The organism is Burkholderia territorii (assembly GCF_902833055.1).
In the GTDB taxonomy this organism is placed as follows: domain Bacteria; phylum Pseudomonadota; class Gammaproteobacteria; order Burkholderiales; family Burkholderiaceae; genus Burkholderia; species Burkholderia territorii.
The window spans coordinates 733,857-750,004 of the sequence record NZ_CADFEJ010000001.1; the positions used below are offsets into that span (position 1 = coordinate 733,857).

Consider the following 16,148-nt stretch of genomic DNA (forward strand, 5'->3'; position numbering starts at 1 on the left):
TGCCGAGTGCTGCCCGCACCACGGCCCGCGCACGGCGAAGGCCGCGCAGATGAACGCACCGCCGTTCGCCGACTGGGCACTCCTGTTCCTGCAACTGCTGTATCGCGCGCAGATCGCGCTCGCCCGGGCGCTGCATGCGGTCGGGCTGACCGGCGATGCCGACGGACAACCCGCGTGGCCCTGGCCGCACCGGATCGCGCTCGAAACGCTGCGCATCGATGCGGCGCTCACGCGACAGCTTGCGTTCGCGTGCGCGGCGAGCGCGCTGGCCGTGGCGCTCGGCTCCGTCGCGCTCGTGTCGCGCAGGTGGCGGGCGGCATCGGCGATCGCCGCGCTGGCCGTCGCGTGGTTCGCACCGTGGCCACCGGCGTCGTTGTGGCTCGCACGGGCTGTGCCCACCAGCTTCCAGCGCGATCCCGCGCCGCTTTCCGTCGCGAACGTCATGCACGGCGCGCACCTGTATGCGCGGCATTGTGCGGCATGTCACGGCGCGGACGGGCGTGGCGAAGGGCCGCTCGCCGCGACCATCGCGCATTGGCCGCCGACCTTCGCGGGCACGCTGCTCGCCCGCCGGCTCGACGGCGAACTGTACTGGCGTGTGCGTCACGGCACCCGCGACGCGCGCGGCGCATCGTCGATGCCGGGCTTCGGCGCGACGCTCGGCCCCGCCGACACGTGGGCGGTGCTCGCTTACCTGAAGGCGCTGTCGGCCGGCAGCGGTGCGCAAGCGCAAGGTGCGTGGCCCGTGCCCGTTCCGCTGCCAGTGCTCGACGTGCGTTGCGGCAGCGCCGCGCCGCAGCCGCTCGAGCGCTGGCGCGAAGGCCAGCGCGTGCGCATCGTCGCGCTCGCACCGGGCAGCGCGCCGCCGATCGAGGATCCGCGCTGGCAGACGCTGCTGGTCACCGCCGACGATACGCACGCGCCCCTGGCATCCGGCGCGCGCGCGAATTGCATCGCGTCGACGCCCGGTGCATGGCACGCGTTCGCGACCATCGCCGGCGTGCCGCCCGAGACGTTCGGCGGCACGCAGCTGCTTGCCGACCGGCGCGGCTGGCTGCGGGCGCGCGCATTGCCGGGCAGCGCGGGCTGGTCGGCCGACGATCTGTTGTGCCGCTCGGATGCGACCACGCCGCGATCCGCCACGCCCGCGAGCGTCGATCCGCTGACCGCGCTGCTGCTGCGCGTGGACGCCGAACCCGTGCGCGACGTACAGGCCGGCCTCCCGCATTGAATCCCTGAACCGCTTTCCCCGATCGACCGAACTTCACGATGAATCCGACCCGACGCCACTTCCTCGCGCAAGCGAGCGCCCTCGCCGCCACCACCCTCGCCGTCGCGCCGATCGCCTTGCACGTGCAATCGGCTGCGCGCCCGCTGCTGCGTGCCGGCGACCAGAAAGGCGGGCTGCGCGCGCTGCTCGAAGCGGCCGGCGAACTGAACGGTCTCACGTACGACATCACGTGGACCGAATTCCCGGCCGCCGCGCCGCTGGCCGAAGCACTGAACGCGGCGGCCGTCGACTGCGGCCCGATCGGCGACGCGCCGGTGATCTTCGCGCTCGCATCGGGCGCGCGCATCAAGGTGATCGGCGCGAACCGGTCCGACCCGTACGGCACCGCCGTGCTCGTGCGGCCCGACGCGACGCTGAAGGATGCGGCCGACCTGAAAGGCAAGCGCATCGGCACCACGCGCGGCTCGATCGGTCATTTCGTCACGCTGAAGGCGCTCGACGCCGCGGGCCTGCCGCCCGACGCCGTATCGTTCCGCTTCCTGCCGCCGGCCGACACGATGCTTGCGCTCGCAACCGGTTCGATCGATGCATGGGCGACCTGGGAACCCTATACCGCGCTCGCCGAAACGAGCGGCCGCGCACGCGTGCTCGTCAACGGCCGCGGCCTGTGGTCGGGCCTCAGCTACGTCGCGGCAACCGACGCGGCGATCGCATCGAAGCGGGACGTGCTGCGCGACTTCCTGCAACGCGTCGTGCGCGCGCAGGCCTGGTCGTACCGCCACGTCGACGCATATTCCGCGGCGCTCGCGCGCATCATCGGCATCCCGCCGGCGGCCGCCAGGCTGCAATTCGAGCGCCGCAACACGCGCTGGCAGCCGATCGACGCGACGGTGATCGCCGCGCAACAACGCACGGCCGACTTCTACCTGAAGGCCGGGTTGCTGCGCCAGCCGCTCGACGTGCGCACGACCTTCGACTTCGGCTTCCCGCTGGCGTGACCGGCCGCACGGCGCGGTGCGGCGCGATGGCTTGCAACCGCCCAAACGGCTGGCGCACGATCTGGCACAATCGCGGTTCGACCATCCCGCCTGTCAGCCAGCGTCATGCCAGCCATCTCCGAACTCTTCGTCTATCCGATCAAATCCTGCGCCGGCATCGCGCTGTCGCGCGCGCAACTGCTCGAAACGGGCCTCGCATACGACCGCCACTGGCTGATCACCACCCCGGACGGGATGATGATCACGCAGCGCACGCACCCGCGCCTCGCGCTGATCCGCACGGCGCTCGAGCACGATGCGCTCGTGCTGAACGCGCCGGGCATGCGCGAGACCCGCACGCCGCTCGACGGCGATGCGACACCGGCCACGCCGAAGATGGCCGCCACCGTCTGGCGCGACACCGTCGACGCGATCGACACGGGCGCCGAGACGGCCGCATGGCTGACCGAGTTCCTCGGCACGCCGTTGAAGCTCGCGCGCTTCGGCGCCGAGTCGCGTCGCGGCTGCAACCGCAAATGGACCGGCGACATCGACACGCACACGCAGTTCGCGGACGGCTATCCGCTGCTCGTGATCGGCCAGTCGTCGCTCGACGACCTGAATGCGAAGCTCGTTGCGAAAGGCGCGCCGGCGATTTCGATGAACCGCTTCCGCCCGAACATCGTCGTGTCGGATCTCGGTGCATACGAAGAGGATTTCGTCGAGCATCTCGACGTTGAAGGCGATACGCCCGTGCGGTTGCGCCTCGTGAAGCTGTGCACGCGCTGCCCGATGCCGACCATCGACCAGGTCACCGGCGCGCCGAACCCCGAATGGCCGCACGAGCCGACCGACACGATGCAGACCTATCGCGCACATCCGAACTACGACGGCGCGCTGACGTTCGGCATCAACGCGATCGTCGTCGAAGGCGCGGGCGCGTGGCTCGAGGTCGGGCAAGCGCTCGAAGCGGAGATCGGCTTCGGCGACTGAGCGGATGGGCGGGCGCGACGCAACGCGTATCGTTTCCGTCGCCGCCCTCCGCCGCCGTTCACTTCAATCGCATCGATCGCCGCGCCGCTGCTATCGGGCCGACCGAACCGCCGGCAGCATGACCGTCACGACCAGCCCGCCGCCCGCCGCATCGGCCAGCGTCACGCTGCCGTGGTGCACGCGCGCGATCTCCCGCACGATCGACAGCCCGAGCCCCGTGCCTTCGACCGTCTGCGTCTTGCTGCCGCGATGGAAGCGCTCGAACACCGCATCGCGCTCGGCTTCCGGGATGCCGGGGCCGTTGTCGATCACGTCGAGCCGCGCATGCTCGCCGTCGCGCGACACGCGCACCGTGATCACCGCACGGTCGCCCGAATAACGGATCGCGTTGTCGATCAGGTTGCCGATCATCTCGCCGAGCAGGTCCGGCTGACCGAGTACGTCGACGTCGGCCTCGTGCTCGAAGCCGAGATCGATGTCGCGCGCCCGCGCCACCGGCGACCAGTCGAGCGTCACGCTGCGCGCCAACCGATGCAACGCGACAGTCTGGTGCGCGACCGCATGGCCGCTGTCCGAATCGAGCCGCGACAGCGACAACAGCTGCTGGACGATCTTCGCGGCCTGCCGCACCGCGCCGTTCACGCGCCGCAGATGCACGTTCACGCGCGGCTGCTCGTCCGGCCGCAACGCCAGTTCGACGCCGGCCTGCACGGCCGCGAGCGGTGTCTTCAACTGATGGGCCGCGTCCGCGAAGAAGCGCCGGCGCGCGAGCTGCATCTGCTGCGTGCGGCCGATGTACTGGTTGATCGACTCGACGAGCGGCGCAAGCTCGCTCGGCATGCCGCCGGTGTCGAGCGGCGTCGGATCGGCTTCGGTGCGCGCGGCGACCTTCGCGGACAGCCGGTTCAACGGCCGCAGCCCGCGCCCGACGCCGAGCCACACGATCCCGAGCGCGAGCACGACGAGCAGGCCTTCCTGCAACAGCGAGCCCACCAGGATTTCGCGCGCGAGCGCCTGGCGCCCCTCGATCGTCTCGCCGACCATCACCCATACGATGCGCGTCTGCGCGGACGGCACGTCGTGCACCGGCACGCGTAACGCGGCCATGCGCAACTGCTCGCCGCGATAGACGACGTTGTAGTAGCGCGTGACGAACAGCGCGCCGTCGCCCGGCGGCAGCGGCAGGTCCGGATAGCCGGTGATCGTGCGGCCGTTGTCCTCGCGGATCAGGTAGTAGATCTTGCCGCCGTCGCCCGATTCGAACATCTCGAGCGCGAGATACGGCAGGTCGACCTCGATTTCACCGTCGTTGAGCCGCACGCCTTCGCGGATCGACTTCAGCGACGACGAAAGCGTGCGGTCGAACGCGACGTGCGCGGCGCTCATCGCGCGCTGGTACGTGAGCCACGAGTCGAGCGCGAGCAGGCCGAGCAGCGGCAGCAACAGCCACAATGCAACTTGCGTGCGCAGGTTCGGACGGCGAATCATCGCGTGCCCCGCCGCGTCGCCGCACGCGCGGCACGCGCGCCCTCGGCGGGCACCGGGCATGCCGGCCCGGGATGGCGCTTTGGCGAATGCTCCGGCCTCGTGCGGGGACAGTGAGCGCGAGGCCGGTTCATCCGGCCGCCTTCGCTTCGAGCAGATAGCCGAGCCCGCGCAGCGTGACGATCGCGACGCCGGTGTTCTCCAGTTTCTTGCGCAGCCGATACACGTAGATCTCGATCGCGTCCGCGTTGACCGACTCGTCGAGCCCGAAGATCTTCTCCGACAGCGTCTCCTTGTTGATCGCGCGGCCGTTGCGCAGGATCAGCACCTCCAGAACCGAGCGCTCGCGCGGCGTGAGCGGCAGCGCTTCGCCGGCGAGGTGGAAGCTGCGGTCGATACTGTCATACGAAAGCGGCCCGCATTCGACCCGCGAATGCTCGTGGCCGAGGCTGCGCCGGATCAGCGCGCGGGCGCGCGCCTCCAGCTCGGTCAGCTCGAACGGCTTCGCGAGATAGTCGTCGGCGCCGAGATCGAGGCCTTTCACGCGGTCCTCGACCGACCCGTGCGCGGTGAGGATCAGCACCGGCACCGGATTGCGGCGCGCGCGCAACCGGCGCAGCACCTCGAGCCCGTCGAGCTTCGGCAGCCCGAGATCGAGGATCACCAGCGCGTAGTCCTGCGTGCGCAGCACGTGATCCGCCGCCTCCCCGTCCACCATGTGATCGACCGCGAAACGCGCGGCGCTCAGCGCGTCGTTCAGCGACTGCGCCAGGTTCGGGTTGTCTTCGACGAGCAGCACACGCATGGGGACCTCGGGAAATCCATGACACAAAGGACGCTATTGTGAACCGAAATGAAAGCAGGCTGAAAGTGCCCCGCAATTAACATCCGCGTCACTCGAACAACACACACGCATCACTGGAGGAAGACATGCCGTTTGCACCGAAGCAGCTCGCCGCCGCGCTGGCGATCGTCCTGGGCACCGCCGCCGGCGGCGCCGTCGCGCAGGTTCCGGCCGGATATCCGGGTAACTACCAAGGTGTCGTCGACGCCGCGAAGAAGGAAGGCAAGCTGATCGTCTACTCGACGACCGACACGGGCCTCGTGCGCCCGCTGATCAAGGACTTCGAAAGCCTGTACGGCGTGAAGGTCGAGTACAACGACATGAACAGCACCGAGCTGTACAACCGCTACATCAGCGAGAACGCGGCGAGCAGCACGAGTGCCGACGTGCTGTGGAGCTCGGCGATGGACCTGCAGGTCAAGCTCGTCAACGACGGCCTGATGGCATCGTACGATTCGCCCGAAAGCGCGCACGTGCCGCAGTGGGCGCAATACCAGAAGCAGGCATACGGCACGACGTTCGAGCCGCTCGCGATCGTCTACAACAAGCGCCTGATTCCCGAGAACGAGGTGCCGAAGACGCGCGCCGACCTGATCAAGCTGCTCACCACGCAAGCCGACAAGTTCAAGGGCAAGGTCACGACCTACGACATCGAGAAGTCGGGCGTCGGCTTCAACTACCTGACGCAGGACGCGCACGTGAACGAGAAGGTCACGTGGGAGCTGGTGAAAGCGATCGGCGCGACCGGTCCGAAGCTGCAGTCGAGCACCGGCGCGATGATGGAGCGCATTTCGTCCGGCGAGAACCTGATCGGCTACAACATCATCGGCTCGTATGCGTACGCGAAGGCGAAGAAGGACAAGTCGATCGGCTACGTGTTTCCGAAGGACTACACACAAGTCGTGAGCCGCCTGGCCACGATCTCGAAGAAGGCGAAGAATCCGAACGCCGCGAAGCTTTGGGTCGACTACCTGCTGTCGCAGCGCGGCCAGACGCTGATCGCGAACCAGGCGAACCTGTACGCAATTCGCGCGGACGTGACCGGCGAAACGTCGGCCGCGAGCCTCTCGAAGGAGCTCGGCGATTCGCTGAAGCCGATCCAGATCGGCACCGGGCTGCTCGTCTACCTCGACCAGTCGAAGCGGCTTGCGTTCCTGAAGCAGTGGCAGCAGGCAATCAAGCGCTGAGCCGCTGAGCCGCTGACCACGGGCCGCCCGCCGCGCATCGCGCGGGCGGCCCTTCCCCTTACCGACTTCCTAGAGGCGGCCATCCGGATGGCCGCAGGGGTGAACTCATGCTTTCAACCAGCACACGCGGAACGGCGCCGGCCGTTCCGCCCACCACCGGCCCGGGTGGCGCGATTCCCGCGCTGCCGGCCAACGGCCTGCAGCCGCTCGCCGGCATGCTGCGCTGGATCGTCGTCGCGGTGCTCACCGTCGCGGTCGCGCTGCCGCTCGGCTTCATCCTGTTCCAGAGCCTGCTGTCCGCGCCGTTCTTCGACGCGAACAAGACGCTCGGCATCGAAGGCTTCCGCTTCATCTTCACCGACCCGGACTTCTGGTCGGCCGTGAAGAACTCGTTCATCATCGCCGGCGGGATGCTGTTCATCTCGATCCCGCTCGGCGGCATTCTCGCGTTCCTGATGGTCCGCACCGACCTGCCCGGCCGCCGCTGGCTCGAACCGTTGCTGCTCACGCCCGTGTTCGTGTCGCCGATGGTGCTTGCATTCGGCTACGTGGTCGCGGCCGGCCCGGTCGGCTTCTACTCGGTGTGGTTCAAGGAACTGTTCGGGGTGCAGAACGTGCCCTGGAACGTGTATTCGATCTTCGCGATCACGGTGATCGTCGGCCTCACGCACGTGCCGCACGTGTACCTGTACTCGTCGGCCGCGCTGCGCAACCTCGGCTCGGACGTCGAGGAAGCCGCGCGCGTGACCGGTGCCCGCCCGTTCCGCGTCGCGCTCGACGTGAGCCTGCCGATGACCATGCCCGCGCTGCTGTTCGCCGGCGTGCTCGTGTTCTTCCTCGGGTTCGAGGTGTTCGGGCTGCCGCTCGTGCTCGGCGATCCGGAAGGCCATCTCGTGCTCGCGACCTACCTGTACAAGCTGACCAACAAGCTCGGCGTGCCGTCGTATCACCTGATGGCCGCGGTTGCGGTGTGCATCGTCGCGATCACCTTCCCGCTCGTGCTGCTGCAGCGCCGCCTGCTGAAGACCGCGAACCGTTTCGTCACGGTGAAGGGCAAGGCCGGCCGCGCGACGGTGCTGCCGCTCGGCGCCTGGCGCTGGGTCGCGCTCGCGATCGTCGCGCTGTGGCTGACGCTGACGGTGATCGTGCCGATTTCCGGCATCGTGCTGCGCGCATTCGTGACGAACTGGGGCGAAGGCGTCGCGCTCGCCGAAGTGCTGACGCTGTCGAACTTCATCGAGCTGTTCGAGCAGGACAACCTCGTGCGCGCGATCGTCAACACGCTCGGCATCGGCGTGATCGGCGGCGCGCTCGCGATCGGCTTCTACTCGCTCGTCGCATTCGCCGGCCACCGCCGCCACGACTGGGCGACGAAACTGCTCGACTACCTCGTGCTGCTGCCGCGCGCGGTGCCCGGCCTGCTCGCCGGTCTCGCCTTCCTGTGGATCTTCCTGTTCGTCCCCGGCCTGCGCGAGCTGAAGAACTCGATGTGGAGCATCTGGATCGCGTACACGGTCGTGTGGCTCGCATACGGGATGCGGCTCATTCAGAGCGCACTGCTGCAGGTCGGCCCCGAACTCGAGGAAGCCGGCCGCAGCGTCGGCGCGACGCGCAGCCGCGTGTCGCTCGACGTGACGCTGCCGCTCGTGCGCTTCGGCCTGCTTGCCGCGTGGCTGCTGATCTTCATGATCTTCGAGCGCGAATACTCGACCGCCGTCTACCTGCTGTCGCCCGGCACCGAAGTGATCGGCGCGCTGCTCGTGTCGCTGTGGGCGACCGGCGCCGTCGACCAGGTGGCCGCGCTCTCTGTCATCAACATCGCGATGGTCGGCGCCGGTCTCGGCGTGGCCCTGCGCTTCGGAGTGAAACTTCATGGATAAGCTCATCGTCGACGACCTGCATCTCAGCTACGGCGCGAACCCGATCCTCAAGGGCGTGTCGTTCGAACTGAAGGCCGGCGAAGTCGTGTGCCTGCTCGGCGCATCGGGCAGCGGCAAGACCACGCTGCTGCGCGCGGTGGCCGGCCTCGAACAGCCGTCCGACGGGCGCATCCAGCTCGACGACCGCGTGTTCTTCGACGGCGCCCGGCACGTCGACCTGCCGGTCGAACAGCGTTCGCTCGGCCTCGTGTTCCAGTCTTACGCGCTGTGGCCGCACCGCACCGTCGCGGACAACGTCGGCTACGGCCTGAAGCTGCGCCGCGTCGCGCCTGCCGAGCAGAAACGCCGCGTGCAGACCGCGCTCGACCAGCTCGGCCTCGGCCATCTCGCCGAACGCTTTCCGCATCAGTTGTCGGGTGGCCAGCAGCAGCGCGTCGCGATCGCGCGCGCGCTCGTCTACAACCCGCCGGTGATCCTGCTCGACGAGCCGCTGTCGAACCTCGACGCGAAGCTGCGCGAGGAAGCGCGTGCGTGGCTGCGCGAGCTGATCGTGTCGCTCGGGCTGTCGGCGCTGTGCGTGACGCACGACCAGACCGAAGCGATGGCGATGTCCGACCGCATCCTGCTGCTGCGCAACGGCCGCATCGAGCAGGAAGGCACGCCCGCCGAGCTGTATGGCGCGCCGCGCTCGCTGTACACGGCCGAATTCATGGGCAGCAACAACCGGATCGATGCGCGTGTCGCGGCCGTCGACGGCGAACGCGTGACGCTCGCCGGCGACGGCTGGGAGCTGCAGGCGCTGGCGCGCGACACGTTCGCGCCGGGCCAGGATGCGCAGGCCGTGATCCGCCTGGAACGCGTGCAGGTCGCCGACGGCCCGGGCGCGAACCGGCTGCAGGCCGATCTCGTCACGTCGATGTATCTCGGCGATCGCTGGGAATACCTGTTCCATTGCGGCGAGATGCGCCTGCGCGCGTTCGGCCACGTGCCGCGCGCGGCCGGCAAGCACTGGATCGAATTCCCGACCAACGACTGCTGGGCGTTCGCGAAGGCGGGCTGACCCCGGCGCGGCGTGCTCCGCGCGCCGCGCCCGGCTGGCAACGCAATGACACGCGGGTCCAGCGCACGCATTCCGGCGCTGCCTGCAATCACATCAAAACCGTTTCACCCAACCCACAACAAATCAGGAGACACCGTCAATGAAATTTCGCGCAGCAGTCCTCACCAGCTCGACCGCCGCGGCCTGCATCGCGGCCCCTGCCGTGCACGCGCAGTCGTCGGTCACGATGTACGGGATCATGGATGCCGGCATCGAATACACGAACCATGCGGCACCGGAGGGCGGCAGCTCCGTCAAGCTGAAGTCGGGCAACAAGAACACGTCGCGCTGGGGCCTGCGTGGCGTCGAGGATCTCGGCGGCGGGCTGAAGGCCGTGTTCCGCCTCGAAAGCGGCATCGATCTCGCGAACGGTGCGTTCGACGACGGCCCCGACTCGATCTTCGCGCGCCGCGCGACGGTCGGCCTGAAGGGCAAATGGGGCGAGCTGACGCTCGGCCGCAACTACACCGTCACGTACGACTACATGCTGCCGTTCGATCCGATGGGCTATGCGCAGAACTACTCGTGGGCGACGTCGTCGATGGCGACGGGTGGACGCAAGGACGGCATGTTTACGCGCTCGTCGAACGCGGTGCGCTACGACGGGGAATTCAGCGGCGTGAAGTTCGGTGCGATGTACGGCTTCGGCAACGTGCCGGGCAGCGTGAAGACCAGCTCGAAATACGACTTCGCGCTCGGTTACGAGACCGGGCCGTTCGCGGCGGTGCTCACGTTCGACCGGCAGAACGGCGCGGCCGACAGCGTCACGCCGGCCGATACCGTCAACTACATCCAGGGCGTCCACGCGGGCTTGAGCTACGACTTCGGCAACCTGAAGACGATGGCCGGCTATCGCAACTACAAGCGCACGTTTCGCACCACGGCGGCGAACCAGTTGAGCGACACGTACTGGGTCGGCGGATCGTACCAGTTCACGCCGGCGTTCTCGCTGATCGCCGCTGTCTATCACCAGAACGTCAAGGGCGGCAGCGATGCGGATCCGACGCTGGTGTCGATGCGCGCGAACTACGCGCTGTCGAAGCGCACGGTGCTGTACGCGGCCGGCGCGTTCGCGATCGCGAAGCATGACCAGAAGGTCGGCGTGTCGCGGGATTTCGCCGGGTACGGCACCACGCAGGTCGGCGTGACGGCGGGGATTCAGCAGCGGTTCTGATCCGGTGCCCGGGCAGGCGGGCGGCGGTCGGCCGCCCACCTGCCGCGCAATGCCATGAGCAACGATCACGGGCAGCCGGCCGTTGCCGCGGGTGGCCCCGCGCCGTTCCAGGCATCAAGCCGATCGCCGCTCAGTCGCTGCGCATCGTGAACACCGGCCGCACCGAGCTGTCCGCATCGCCCCAGTGTTCGGCGACCGCTGAAAGCGGCACGATACGCGTCTCGATCGCGAGACCCGCCGCTCGCGTCGCGCCGAACACGCCGCGCACCGACGCCAGCAAACGCGGCAGCGACACGCTGCCGAGCCCGCTACCCATCAGTTCGATCGCGGTGGCGCGCAGTACGGCACCGGGCAACGCCACGTTCGCGCCGCCGATCGAGCCGATCTGCACGAAGCGCAGCCGGCGGCCGTCGGGTGTCGCCTTCGCGGCGGCAATCAGCAGCGCCTGCGCACTGGCGCCCCACACATAATCGAGGACGACGTCCACGCGCGCGCGGAAATGCGGTTCGAGCGTCCGCGCCAGATGCGCATCGTCCTGCTGCAGCGACACGACGGCGTCCGCGCCGGCATTCAGCAACGCGTCCAGCGCGACCGCGTTGCGGCCCGTCGCGATAACCTTCGCCGCACCGAGATGCTTCGCAATCCGTACGGCCAGCCGCCCGGACGTGCCCGTCGCGCCGTTGACGAGCACCGTCTCGCCCGCCACGAGCCGCGCACGTTCGGTCAGCGCCGCCCACGAGGACATGCCCGGAATCGCGATCGCCGCGGCCGTGACGTCGTCGAGGTCGTCCGGCAGTGGCACGCACAACGCGTCGGGCACGATCGTGCACTCCGCCATTGCGCCGAACGGCGCCGGCGCGCCGAAGAAGTACACACGCTGACCGTCATGGCCATACCCGACACCATCCACGCCGGCGACGAACGGATAGCCCGTGCCGGCCGAATAATGCGTGCCCGCCGCGCGTCCCTGAGCGAGTCGGCTCAGCGCGGATGCGCTCACCCGGATCAGCCGATGGCCGGCCATTGCTCGCGGCGCGTCGAACGTCATGTAAGCGGGACGCTCGCCGACGCCCGTCACGACTGCGGCCTTCATGTCGATTTCCTCGCATGGGCGGCTGCCGCCGCAGGCCGTGCGTCGATCCATGCGCGCAGCGCCGGGTCGCGCACCTCGAGCAGTTCGAACAAACCGATCGCGCGTAACGCAGGCAACGCGTCGACGAGATCGGCTTCGGCCGTTGCGCGCTCGGCGGGCGATGCGCCCGGGTCGGTCAGCACGCGCGCATTGACGAGGAACGCGCCCACGGTGCCCTTGCGGATCGTCGTTGCGCCGGCCTCGATCCGGTCGGCATGGTCGGGAAGAATCTGTTCGGCTCGCATGGCCTGTCACTCCGGTTGACGTCGATGCACGCAGTGTAGGCGTGCGATTTCGGCCAATCTCCGGTATAACGGCCAATCGATACCGATATCCGGCCATGTCCGATCCGCTCCTGCCCGCCCGATTCGTCACGTCCGACGACGGCCCGTTCCTCGTCGCCGCCGTCCTGTCCCAACGCGATCCGCGCGTGACGCCATCGCACGCGCATGCGCGCGGCCAGCTCGTGGGCGCGTCGAGCGGCTTGGTGACGATCGGCCTCGACGACCAGGACTGGGTCGTGCCGGCGATCCATGCGATCTGGATTCCGCCGCATTACCGGCATTCGCTGCGCTCGTTCGGGCCGATTTCCGGCTGGTCGGCGTTCGTCGCCGAAGCGCGCTGCGCGGCGCTGCCGCCGACGCCCCGCGCGATTCGCGCATCGCCGCTGCTGCGCGAAGCCGTGCTACGCGCGGCAAGCTGGGGCGATACCGCGTTGACGGCCGCGCAAACGCGAATTGCCGACGTGATTCTCGATGAAATCGCGGCATCGGAAGCCGAAGCGCTAGGGCTGGTGCGGCCGCGGGATCCGCGGCTCGTGAAGATCACGGATGCGCTCGCCGCGGATCTGGCGGACAACCGGCGGCTGGAGGAATGGGCGGAATGGGCCGGTATCGGCGCACGAACGATGAGCCGCCGCTTCGTTGCGGAAACCGGGCTGACGTTCGCGCAGTGGCGTCAGCAGGCCCGGCTGCTGCGGGCGCTCGAGAAAATCGCCGACGGCGTGCCGGTGACGACGATCGCGCTCGATCTCGGATACGACAACGTCAGCGCGTTCATCGACATGTTCCGGCGTGCGCTGGGGACGACGCCGGGAAGATACATGCAGGCGGGACCACATACGGCGGAATAGACGCGGCCATCCTCGCGCACGGCCGCGCACGACGGCAAGCGAGCGCTCGCCGGGCCGACGTCCGCTGCGCGCCGCCGCCTGGCTCAATACGTCCCTCCGCCCTCCTTCCCCGCGTCGTTCTTCCCGTTGAACCGCGCCGCCAGCCACTCCGCACTTCTCGCCAGCAGCGTCGTATCGACGCCCACCGCGACAAACAGCGCACCGGCTTCGAGATACCGCCGCGCCGCGGCCTCGTCCGCGCTGAGAATGCCCGGTGCCTTCCCGGCCGCCTTGATCGCCCGGATCGCGCCGTCGATCGCCGCCTGCACGTCCGGATGCGCGGGATTGCCGAGATGTCCGAGGTCGGCCGCGAGATCGGCCGGCCCGATGAATACGCCGTCGACGCCGTCGATTCGCGCAATCGCGTCGATCGCATCGAGCCCGGCGCGCGTCTCGACCTGCACGAGCACCGCCATCTCGTCGTTCGCGCGATGCAGGTAGTCGCCAACCCGATTCCACCGCGACGCACGCGCCAACGCACTGCCGACCCCGCGAATGCCGTGCGGCGGATAACGCGTCGCGGCCACCGCCGCGCGCGCCTCGTCGGCGCTCTGCACCATCGGCACGAGCAGTGTCTGCGCGCCGAGATCGAGCACCTGCTTGATGATCACGGGATCGTTCCACGGCACGCGCACGACCGGATGCGACGGATACGGCGCGATCGCCTGCAACTGCGCGAGTATGGTCGGCACCGTGTTCGGCGCATGTTCGCCGTCGATCAGCAGCCAGTCGAAACCGGCGCCCGCGACCACTTCGGCGCTGTACGGACTCGCCAGGCCGAGCCACAGCCCGACCTGCGCGTCGCCGCGCGCGAGCGCGGCCTTGAAGACATTCGACGGAATCCGCATCGTTCGCTCACCTCATTCGAAATGACACTGGATCGTGCCGAGCGGGCCGTAGTCGACGCTGAACGTGTCGCCCGGACGCGCCGCGCACGGCCGCGTAAACGATCCGCCGAGCACGATCTGCCCCGGTTCCAGCGCGACGTCGAAGCGCGACAGCCGATTGGCGAGCCATGCGACGCCATTGGCCGGATGGTTCAGCACACCCGCCGCGACGCCCGTTTCCTCGACCACGCCGTTGCGCGACATGATCGCCGCGACCCAGCGCAGGTCGACGTCCCGCGGCCGCACCGGCCGGCCGCCAATCACGACGCCGGCGTTCGCCGCGTTGTCGGCGATCGTGTCGAACACCTTGCGCGGCCGCTTCGTATCGGGATCGATCGACTGGCTGCGCGCGTCGATGATCTCGAGCGCGGGCACAACGTAATCCACGGCGTCGTACACGTCGAAGATCGTGCAATCCGGGCCCGTGAGCCGCTTGCCGAGCACGAACGCGAGTTCGACTTCCACGCGCGGCACGATGAAGCGCGCGGTCGGAATCGTGCCGCCGTCGTCGAAGAACATGTCGTCGAGCAGCGCGCCGTAATCGGGCTCGTCGATCTGCGACGTGTTCTGCATCGCCTTCGACGTGAGGCCGATCTTGTGCCCCTTGAGCGTGCGGCCTTCCGCGAGCTTGAGGGTCACCCACGCGCGCTGGATGGCGTACGCGTCGTCGATCGTGATGTCGGGATGGTCGAGCGAGATCTGGCGGATCTGCTTGCGTTCGCGCTCCGCGTCGTGCAGACGCCGCGCGAGCTGGTCGATGATGGCAGGTTCGAGCATGATCGGGGGGGGAATGAGGTTCAGCCGGCCCGCTTGTAGCGGGCGTGAATGTTGTTGTGCTTGTACGAGCCGCTTTCACTGAACTCGGTCAGCTCCATCGACAACGCGAGGTAACGCTTCGCATACAGCTCCGCGAAATGCGTCTTGATCGCGTCGAACAGCGCGTCGCACGCGGCCTTCTTCGTCTCGTCGCTGCGGCCCGCGCCGATCTTCAGCGTCACGTGGACGAACGCGTCGTCTTCGCTGCCGTCGGCGACGCAGTAATCCTGCAGCTCGATCGCGCGCGAGCGGATGCCGCCCGTCGGAAACACGCCGCCCTGCGCGATGAGCGTCGCGTTGATCGTGTGCAGCAGCGCGGGGATGCGCGCGTCGTCGCGGATATTCGCGGTGTACTCGACGACGATGTGTGGCATGGCAATACTCCGGACAGGTGATGCGGCGCTCAGGCGAGCGGGAAGATCGCGTTGATCTGCCCGGTGCCCGAGCTCGCGAAATAGTCGGTGACGATCTCGACGGGCTTGTCGTATCGATCCCAGCCGAGCAGGCCGAGCAGCATCGCGGTGTCGTGCATGCCGCCTTCGCCGTGGCAATGCGTGTTGTACTCGGGCAGCATCGCGCAGAAGGTCCTGAAATCGCCTTGCTTCCACAGCTCGACTACACGCAGGTCGACCTGGCGAAAGAATTCGCGGCTGATCTCGTGGATCGACTCCTCGGGGCTGCCGTTGTCGTTGAAGCGGTGCGACAGCGAACCGCTCGCGAGGAACGCGACGTTCGAATCGCTCTTGCCGATGGCCTCGAGCAGCGCCTCGCCGAAGCGCCTGCTTTCGTCGAGCGTGTGCCACATGCACCAGCCCGCGATCGACACGACCTTGAAGTGCTGGTCGCCGTTCATGTAGCGCATCGGCACGAGCGTGCCGTATTCGAGTTCGAGGCTGTCGATTTCGTGCGCGCGCGTCGCGATGCCGCGCGCGCTGGCCGTCTCGGCAATCAGGCGCCCGAGCACCGGGTTGCCCGGATACGCGTACTGCATGTCGCGGATGAAATGCGGCAGCTCGTTGCTGGTGTACGTGCCCGCGAACCGCGCGTTGCAGTTCACGTGATAGCCGGCGTTCACGAGCCAGTGCACGTCCGACACGACGATCGTGTCGACGCCGAGCGCGCGGCAGCGTTCGCCGATCAATCGATGGCCGCGGATCGCCGCTTCGCGGCAGCCATGATGCCGGCCGGGCAACTCCGACAGGTACATCGACGGCACGTGCGTGATCTTCGCGGCGAGGGACAGTTTGCCCATCGTTAAGTCTCCGTATCGTT

General features: G+C 68.3%; 16 protein-coding genes. 8 read left to right on the forward strand and 8 right to left on the reverse strand.

Annotation, left to right across the window (positions count from 1 at the left end; translation table 11 throughout):
* The first annotated feature begins 49 nt into the window (after positions 1–49).
* The 3 genes from HW466_RS03220 to HW466_RS03230 all read left to right on the forward strand — a co-directional run bounded on the left by HW466_RS03220 (position 50) and on the right by HW466_RS03230 (position 3,201).
* A complete protein-coding gene (locus HW466_RS03220) occupies positions 50–1,231 on the forward strand; it encodes a c-type cytochrome (RefSeq protein ID WP_174905402.1) in 1,182 nt (393 codons plus the stop codon).
* Positions 1,232–1,269: 38 nt separating this feature from the next.
* On the forward strand, positions 1,270–2,229 hold the full coding sequence (locus tag HW466_RS03225; RefSeq protein ID WP_151004176.1) for an ABC transporter substrate-binding protein: 960 nt from the start codon (positions 1,270–1,272) through the stop codon (positions 2,227–2,229).
* Between the two features lie 105 nt (positions 2,230–2,334).
* Complete coding sequence (locus tag HW466_RS03230) at positions 2,335–3,201, forward strand: MOSC domain-containing protein (protein WP_151004178.1); 867 nt, start codon at positions 2,335–2,337, stop codon at positions 3,199–3,201.
* A 90-nt stretch (positions 3,202–3,291) separates the two neighbouring features.
* On the opposite strand, the gene HW466_RS03235 is transcribed toward HW466_RS03230, so the two are convergent.
* Complete coding sequence (locus tag HW466_RS03235) at positions 3,292–4,686, reverse strand: sensor histidine kinase (protein ID WP_151004194.1); 1,395 nt, start codon at positions 4,684–4,686, stop codon at positions 3,292–3,294.
* Positions 4,687–4,816: 130 nt separating this feature from the next.
* Positions 4,817–5,491: a response regulator gene (locus HW466_RS03240; RefSeq protein ID WP_151004180.1), complete on the reverse strand. Its 675-nt coding sequence runs from the start codon at positions 5,489–5,491 to the stop codon at positions 4,817–4,819.
* A gap of 125 nt (positions 5,492–5,616) precedes the next feature.
* Between HW466_RS03240 and HW466_RS03245 the strand changes: the two genes are divergently transcribed.
* The 4 genes from HW466_RS03245 (at position 5,617) to HW466_RS03260 (ending at position 10,870) form a co-directional block, all read left to right on the forward strand.
* Entirely contained in the window at positions 5,617–6,717 is a 1,101-nt protein-coding gene (locus tag HW466_RS03245; RefSeq protein ID WP_059507327.1) for an ABC transporter substrate-binding protein, read from the forward strand.
* A 107-nt stretch (positions 6,718–6,824) separates the two neighbouring features.
* Positions 6,825–8,597 (forward strand): ABC transporter permease, encoded by a 1,773-nt coding sequence (locus HW466_RS03250; protein WP_059773531.1) that lies wholly within the window; start codon positions 6,825–6,827, stop codon positions 8,595–8,597.
* Positions 8,590–9,657: an ABC transporter ATP-binding protein gene (locus tag HW466_RS03255; RefSeq protein ID WP_059450179.1), complete on the forward strand. Its 1,068-nt coding sequence runs from the start codon at positions 8,590–8,592 to the stop codon at positions 9,655–9,657. Before HW466_RS03250 ends, HW466_RS03255 begins: the two co-directional genes overlap by 8 nt.
* Before the next feature lie 139 nt (positions 9,658–9,796).
* Entirely contained in the window at positions 9,797–10,870 is a 1,074-nt protein-coding gene (locus HW466_RS03260) for a porin (protein ID WP_151004182.1), read from the forward strand.
* 130 nt (positions 10,871–11,000) lie between these two features.
* Here HW466_RS03260 and HW466_RS03265 read toward each other — a convergent pair whose 3' ends face one another.
* Together HW466_RS03265 and HW466_RS03270 are read right to left on the reverse strand one after the other, a co-directional pair.
* Positions 11,001–11,963 carry a quinone oxidoreductase family protein gene (locus tag HW466_RS03265; protein ID WP_151004184.1) on the reverse strand — a complete coding sequence of 321 codons (963 nt, stop codon included), beginning with the start codon at positions 11,961–11,963 and terminating at the stop codon, positions 11,001–11,003.
* Positions 11,960–12,247, reverse strand: coding sequence for a hypothetical protein (locus HW466_RS03270; protein WP_060346468.1), 288 nt, complete (start codon positions 12,245–12,247; stop codon positions 11,960–11,962). Before HW466_RS03270 ends, HW466_RS03265 begins: the two co-directional genes overlap by 4 nt.
* Positions 12,248–12,342: 95 nt before the next feature.
* Between HW466_RS03270 and HW466_RS03275 the strand changes: the two genes are divergently transcribed.
* Entirely contained in the window at positions 12,343–13,134 is a 792-nt protein-coding gene (locus tag HW466_RS03275; protein WP_151004186.1) for an AraC family transcriptional regulator, read from the forward strand.
* Between the two features lie 83 nt (positions 13,135–13,217).
* Here the strand turns inward: HW466_RS03275 and hpaI are convergent, their stop codons facing one another.
* The 4 genes from hpaI to hpaD are packed head-to-tail and all read right to left on the reverse strand — an operon-like array spanning position 13,218 to position 16,128.
* Complete coding sequence (gene hpaI / locus HW466_RS03280) at positions 13,218–14,021, reverse strand: 4-hydroxy-2-oxoheptanedioate aldolase (RefSeq protein WP_151004188.1); 804 nt, start codon at positions 14,019–14,021, stop codon at positions 13,218–13,220.
* A 12-nt stretch (positions 14,022–14,033) separates the two neighbouring features.
* A complete protein-coding gene (gene hpaH / locus HW466_RS03285) occupies positions 14,034–14,837 on the reverse strand; it encodes a 2-oxo-hept-4-ene-1,7-dioate hydratase (protein WP_059793663.1) in 804 nt (267 codons plus the stop codon).
* Positions 14,838–14,857: 20 nt separating this feature from the next.
* Complete coding sequence (locus HW466_RS03290) at positions 14,858–15,250, reverse strand: 5-carboxymethyl-2-hydroxymuconate Delta-isomerase (RefSeq protein WP_059507318.1); 393 nt, start codon at positions 15,248–15,250, stop codon at positions 14,858–14,860.
* Positions 15,251–15,279: 29 nt separating this feature from the next.
* On the reverse strand, positions 15,280–16,128 hold the full coding sequence (hpaD, locus tag HW466_RS03295; RefSeq protein WP_151004190.1) for a 3,4-dihydroxyphenylacetate 2,3-dioxygenase: 849 nt from the start codon (positions 16,126–16,128) through the stop codon (positions 15,280–15,282).
* Positions 16,129–16,148 lie beyond the last annotated feature (20 nt).

What these genes read in the sequence shown, in the direction of transcription:
- HW466_RS03220 (WP_174905402.1), top strand. Translation starts at nt 50, where the DNA reads ATGAACGCACCGCCGTTCGCCGACTGGGCACTCCTGTTCCTGCAACTG.
- HW466_RS03225 (WP_151004176.1), top strand. Translation starts at nt 1,270, where the DNA reads ATGAATCCGACCCGACGCCACTTCCTCGCGCAAGCGAGCGCCCTCGCC.
- HW466_RS03230 (WP_151004178.1), top strand. Translation starts at nt 2,335, where the DNA reads ATGCCAGCCATCTCCGAACTCTTCGTCTATCCGATCAAATCCTGCGCC.
- HW466_RS03240 (WP_151004180.1), bottom strand. Translation starts at nt 5,491, where the DNA reads ATGCGTGTGCTGCTCGTCGAAGACAACCCGAACCTGGCGCAGTCGCTG.
- HW466_RS03245 (WP_059507327.1), top strand. Translation starts at nt 5,617, where the DNA reads ATGCCGTTTGCACCGAAGCAGCTCGCCGCCGCGCTGGCGATCGTCCTG.
- HW466_RS03250 (WP_059773531.1), top strand. Translation starts at nt 6,825, where the DNA reads ATGCTTTCAACCAGCACACGCGGAACGGCGCCGGCCGTTCCGCCCACC.
- HW466_RS03255 (WP_059450179.1), top strand. Translation starts at nt 8,590, where the DNA reads ATGGATAAGCTCATCGTCGACGACCTGCATCTCAGCTACGGCGCGAAC.
- HW466_RS03260 (WP_151004182.1), top strand. Translation starts at nt 9,797, where the DNA reads ATGAAATTTCGCGCAGCAGTCCTCACCAGCTCGACCGCCGCGGCCTGC.
- HW466_RS03265 (WP_151004184.1), bottom strand. Translation starts at nt 11,963, where the DNA reads ATGAAGGCCGCAGTCGTGACGGGCGTCGGCGAGCGTCCCGCTTACATG.
- HW466_RS03270 (WP_060346468.1), bottom strand. Translation starts at nt 12,247, where the DNA reads ATGCGAGCCGAACAGATTCTTCCCGACCATGCCGACCGGATCGAGGCC.
- HW466_RS03275 (WP_151004186.1), top strand. Translation starts at nt 12,343, where the DNA reads ATGTCCGATCCGCTCCTGCCCGCCCGATTCGTCACGTCCGACGACGGC.
- hpaI (WP_151004188.1), bottom strand. Translation starts at nt 14,021, where the DNA reads ATGCGGATTCCGTCGAATGTCTTCAAGGCCGCGCTCGCGCGCGGCGAC.
- hpaH (WP_059793663.1), bottom strand. Translation starts at nt 14,837, where the DNA reads ATGCTCGAACCTGCCATCATCGACCAGCTCGCGCGGCGTCTGCACGAC.
- HW466_RS03290 (WP_059507318.1), bottom strand. Translation starts at nt 15,250, where the DNA reads ATGCCACACATCGTCGTCGAGTACACCGCGAATATCCGCGACGACGCG.
- hpaD (WP_151004190.1), bottom strand. Translation starts at nt 16,128, where the DNA reads ATGGGCAAACTGTCCCTCGCCGCGAAGATCACGCACGTGCCGTCGATG.